The following is a 5,096-nucleotide window of genomic DNA, read 5'->3' on the forward strand; positions in this document are numbered from 1 at the left end:
TCGGTTGTTCTTGGAGTCGTGCTGGGAGGCGTTGGAGCGGGCGGGGATCGATCCGGTGACGCTGCGGGGCAGCCGTACCGGCGTCTACGCCGGCAACATGTTCAACGACTACTCCTCCCGTTACGTGCACGGCGCGGTTCCTCCGGCGCTGGAGGGGGTGCTGCTGTCGGCGAGCACGCCCAGCGTGCTGTCCGGGCGGGTCTCCTACACCCTCGGGCTCGAAGGCCCCTCGCTCACCGTCGACACCGCCTGCTCCTCCTCCCTGGTCACCCTGCACCTGGCCGTGCGGGCCCTGCGGCAGGAGGAGTGCACGCTGGCCCTCGCGGGCGGCGTCACCCTGCTGGCCTCACCTGACGCCTTCGTGGAGTTCTCGCGCCAGCGCGCGCTCTCTCCTGACGGCCGCTGCAAGCCGTTCTCCTCCACCGCCGATGGTGCGGCGTGGGCGGAGGGGGTGGGGGTGCTGGTGCTGGAGCGGTTGTCGGAGGCGCGGCGCAACGGCCGGCGGATCCTGGCGGTGGTGCGGGGTTCGGCGGTGAACCAGGACGGCGCCTCCAACGGGATGACGGCGCCGAGCGGTCCGGCCCAGGAGCGGGTGATTCGTCAGGCGCTGGCCGACGCGTTGCTGGATACGCGGGACGTCGACGTCGTGGAGGCCCATGGCACCGGTACGACGTTGGGCGATCCGATCGAGGCGCAGGCGTTGCTGGCCACGTACGGGCGTGGACGTCCGGCTGAGCGGCCGGTGTGGCTGGGCTCGTTGAAGTCGAACATCGGTCACACCCAGGCTGCCGCCGGGGTGGCCGGTGTGATCAAGATGGTGCAGGCCATGCGGCACGGGACCCTTCCCCGTACCCTCCACGTCGAGGAGCCGACGCCGCACGCCGACTGGTCCGCGGGCGGCGTACGGCTGCTCACCGAGGCCCGCGAGTGGCCGCGCGGCGAGCACCCCCGCCGGGCGGGGGTCTCCTCCTTCGGCATCAGCGGCACCAACGCGCACGCCATCATCGAGGAGTACGTCCCCGAGGCCGCGCCCCTGCCCGAAGCCCGCCCCGAGCGCGTCTTCACCGGCCCGCTCGCCTGGGCCGTCAGCGGCCACACCGCCCAGGGCGTGCGCGCGCAGGCCGAGCGGCTGCACCGCCACGTCACGGCGCAGGACCGCCCCGACCCCGCCGACGTGGCACACTCCCTGGTCACCACCCGGACGGCGCACCCGCACCGCGCGGTCGTGCTCGGCCGCGACCATGAGACCCTGGTCGCCCATCTCGGCGACCACCTGCGCGGGCGGCCCGTGGCCGAGGTGGTCACCGGCGTGGCGGCCGAGCACACCCGCACGGCCTTCCTGTTCACCGGGCAGGGCGGGCAGCGGCCCGGCATGGGCCGGGAGCTGGCCGCCGCCTCGCCGGTGTTCGCCGCGGCCCTGGACGAGGCGTGCGCCGCCCTCGACCCCCACCTGGACCGGCCGCTGCGCGAGGTCATGTGGGCTGGGCCAGGCACCCCGGAAGCCGCCCTGCTCGACGAGACCCTCTACACCCAGCCGGCCCTGTTCGCCTTCGAGGTCGCCGCCTTCCGGCTGCTGGAGTCACTCGGGCTCGCCCCCGCGTACGTCGTCGGGCACTCCGTCGGCGAGTTCGCCGCCGCCCACGTCGCCGGGATCTGGTCGCTGCCGGACGCCGCCCGCCTGATCGCCGCCCGCGCCCGGCTGATGCACGGGCTGCGCGAGCCCGGCGCCATGATCGCGATCGCCGCCACGCCGGACGAGGTCCGGCTCACCCTGGCCGGGCTCGACGACAAGGCCGGCATCGCCGCCGTCAACGGGCCGGACAGCGTGGTGATCTCCGGCGACGAGGAGACGTGTCTCGCGGTCGCCGCCCACTGGCGCGAGCGCGGCCGGCGCGTCCGGCGGCTGACCGTCAGCCACGCCTTCCACTCCCCGCTGATGGAACCGATGGTCGGCGGGTTCGCCGCCGAGCTGGACACGGTGACGTTCGGCAAGCCCCGGATCGCGTCCGTGACCGGCCTCCTCGACACCCCGTGGACCAGCCCCGAATACTGGCTGAGCCAGATCAGGCAGCCCGTCATGTTCCACCCGATGATCGCCCGGCTGGAGGAGCAGGGGGTCAACCTCTTCCTGGAGGTCGGGCCGCAGGCCGTGCTCGCCGGCATGGCGCACGACTGCGTCACCGGCGAGGACGCCTCGATCCTCGCCCTGCACCGCCGCGACCGCGCCGAGCCCGACGCGCTGGCCGCGTGCCTGGCCGGCGTCTGGGCCGCCGGAGCGTCCGTCGACTGGCCCGCGCTGCTCCCCGGCGGGAACCGGGTCGACCTGCCGACCTACGCCTTCGAGCGCGAGCGTTACTGGCTCGGCCCGCCCGCCCGCGCCGCGAACCTGTCCGCCGTCGGCCTGCGCGAGGTCGCCCACCCCCTGCTGGGAGCCGAGCTCGACCTCGCCGGGGACGGGCCGGTCGTGCTCACCGGCAGCCTGTCGATCAACGCCGCGCCCTGGCTCGCCGACCACGCGGTGGCGGGCGCCGTGGTGCTGCCCGGCACCGCGCTGGCCGACCTGGTCCTGGAAGCCGCCACGAGGACCGGCTCCGATCTGGTCGAGGAGCTGATGTTCGAGGCTCCGCTGGTGCTGCCGCGGCACGGCCCGATCACGGTCCAGGTCGTCGTGGACCCTCCTGACTCCTCGGGCGCCCGGCCGGTGCGCGTCCACTCGCGGCCGGTCGACGACCCCGAGACCGGCTGGACCCGGCACGCGTCCGGCTCGCTGGCCGACGGTGCCGTGGGTGCCGGTGTGGGCGAGTGGGCGGGGGTGTGGCCGCCGGTGGACGCGGTGGTGGTGGAGGTCGAGGGGGGTTACGAGCGGCTGGGGGAGCGGGGTTACGAGTACGGTGCGGCGTTCCAGGGGTTGCGGGCGTTGTGGCGTCGTGGTGAGGAGTTGTTCGCGGAGGTGGTGGCGCCGGAGGGCGTGGACGTGACCGGCTTCGGCATCCACCCCGCCCTGTTCGACGCCGTGTTCCACCCGCTGCTCGTCGCCGACCCCGCCGACGAGCTGCGCCTGCCCTTCGAGCTGCGCGGCCTGCGGCTGTACGAGGCCGGGGCGGGCACGCTGCGGGTCCGCCTGACCAGGACCGGTCCTGACGGGTGCGCCATCGAGGCGGCCGGTCCCTCGGGGCGTCCGGTGTTCTCGCTGGACTCCCTGCGAGCGCGCCCGGTGCCGGCCGAGTCGCTCGCCACGGCCGGTCTGCCGCTGTACGGGGTGGAGTGGGCCGAGGTGGCTCCCTCCGCGCCGGGCTCGGTGGAGCCGGAGGTGGTGTGGTGTGTGAGCGGGTCGGCGGACGTTCCGGTGGCGGTTCGGGAGCTGACCTCGCGTGTGCTTGCGGCGGTGAAGCAGGCCGGGGCGTCGCCGGTGGTGTTCGCGACGCGGCCGGGGGATGTGGCCGGTGCGGCGGTGTGGGGGCTGGTGCGGTCGGCGCAGAGTGAGCAGCCGGGCCGGTTCGTGCTGGCGGAGGTGCCGGAGGGGTTCTCGGGCTGGGACGCGGTGCTGGCTTCGGGCGAGCCCCAGGTACGGGTGGTCGACGGACAGATCCTGGCCCCCCGCCTGACCCGCCGCCCCACGACCACCACTTCCAACGCCTCCAGGTCTGGTGCGGTGCTGGTGACCGGCGGGACCGGGGGACTTGGTGCTCTGGTGGCGCTGCGGCTGGTGGAACTGCACGGGGTGCGGGATCTGGTGCTCGTGTCGCGGCGTGGACCTCGGGCCGAGGGCGCGGCGGAACTGGTGGCCAAGCTGGAAGAAGCCGGTGCCCGAGTGCGGGTGGCGGCGTGTGACGTGTCCGACCGTGCGCAACTCGCGGACGTGGTGGCCTCGGCTGGTCCGCTGGCCGGTGTGGTGCATGTCGCCGGGGTGCTGGACGACGGGCTGGTGGAGGGGTTGACTCCGGAGCGGGTGGCCGGGGTGCTGGGGCCGAAGGCGGACGCCGCCTGGTTCCTGCACGAGCTGACCCGGGATCTGGGGTTCTTCGTGTTGTTCTCCTCGCTGGCCGGAGTGCTGGGCAACGCGGGCCAGGGCAATTACGCGGCGGCGAACGCGTTCCTGGACGGGCTGGCGGTTGCCCGGCGTGCGGCGGGGCTGCCGGCGGTCTCCGTGGCCTGGGGACTCTGGGACGTGGAGTCCGGCATGACCGGTGTTCTGGCGGAGGCGGACAAGGCGCGGCTGGCCCGCGCGGGGATCGCGCCGCTCGCGGTGGAGGAAGGGCTGGCGTTGTTCGACGCGGCCCTGGCCGGCGATGTCGATCCGGTGGTGGTGGCGGCCCGCTGGGACATGGCGGGGCTGCGGGCGCGGGCGGAGAACGACACGCTGCCGGGAATGCTGCGCGGCCTCGTCCGCGTGCCACGCCGCGCCGCCGGACGGGCCGAGGGCGCGGGGTCGCTGGTGTCCCGGCTGTCGGAGCTGAACCGGGACGAGGCGCTGCGGCTGCTCACCGACACCGTACGCGACCACGTCGCAGCAGTGCTCGCCCACGGCAGCGCGGACAAGGTCGGCATCGACCGGGCCTTCAACCAGCTCGGCTTCGACTCACTGACCGCCGTCGAACTCCGCAACCGGCTCAACACCGACACCGGGCTGCGGCTGCCCGCGACCCTCGTCTTCGACCACCCGACCGTGCGGGTGCTGGCGCAGCACCTGTTCGACGCGCTGGCTCCCACGCAGCCGTCGCCCGAGGACATGCTGCGCGGCGCCCTGGAGCACGTGGGGTCGATGCTCACCACCGCCAAGGACGACAGCGAGATCATCCGCGGCAAGCTCGTCGCCGTGCTGAAGAGCGGCCTGGCCCGCTTCGGCACCGAACCGGACGGCGGCCGCCCCGACACGGTGGTGGACAAGATCGACGACGCCTCTGATGAGGAGATCTTCGCCCTCATCGACAACGACCTGTGACTGGAAGGGCCGGAGCGATGGAGAACGAGCAGAAGCTTCGCGATTACCTGAGGCGCGCGACCGTCGAGCTGGCGGAGACGCGTCAGCGGCTGGCTGAGGATCAGGGGCGCAGGCATGAGCCGGTGGCGATCGTGGGGATGGCGTGTCGTTTTCC

General features: G+C 73.9%; 2 protein-coding genes. Both read left to right on the plus strand.

The window, feature by feature from the left end:
* Positions 1-10 precede the first annotated feature (10 nt).
* Positions 11-4,942, plus strand: a complete 4,932-nt coding sequence (locus tag AB0K05_RS44340) for a type I polyketide synthase (RefSeq protein WP_364237858.1) — start codon at positions 11-13, stop codon at positions 4,940-4,942.
* Between the two features lie 17 nt (positions 4,943-4,959).
* Positions 4,960-5,096, plus strand: a 137-nt coding sequence (locus AB0K05_RS44345; protein WP_364237860.1) for a polyketide synthase docking domain-containing protein, incomplete at its 3' end; no start/stop codon positions are given.

This window comes from Nonomuraea sp. NPDC049486 (genome assembly GCF_040676925.1).
Classification (GTDB): domain Bacteria; phylum Actinomycetota; class Actinomycetes; order Streptosporangiales; family Streptosporangiaceae; genus Nonomuraea; species Nonomuraea ferruginea.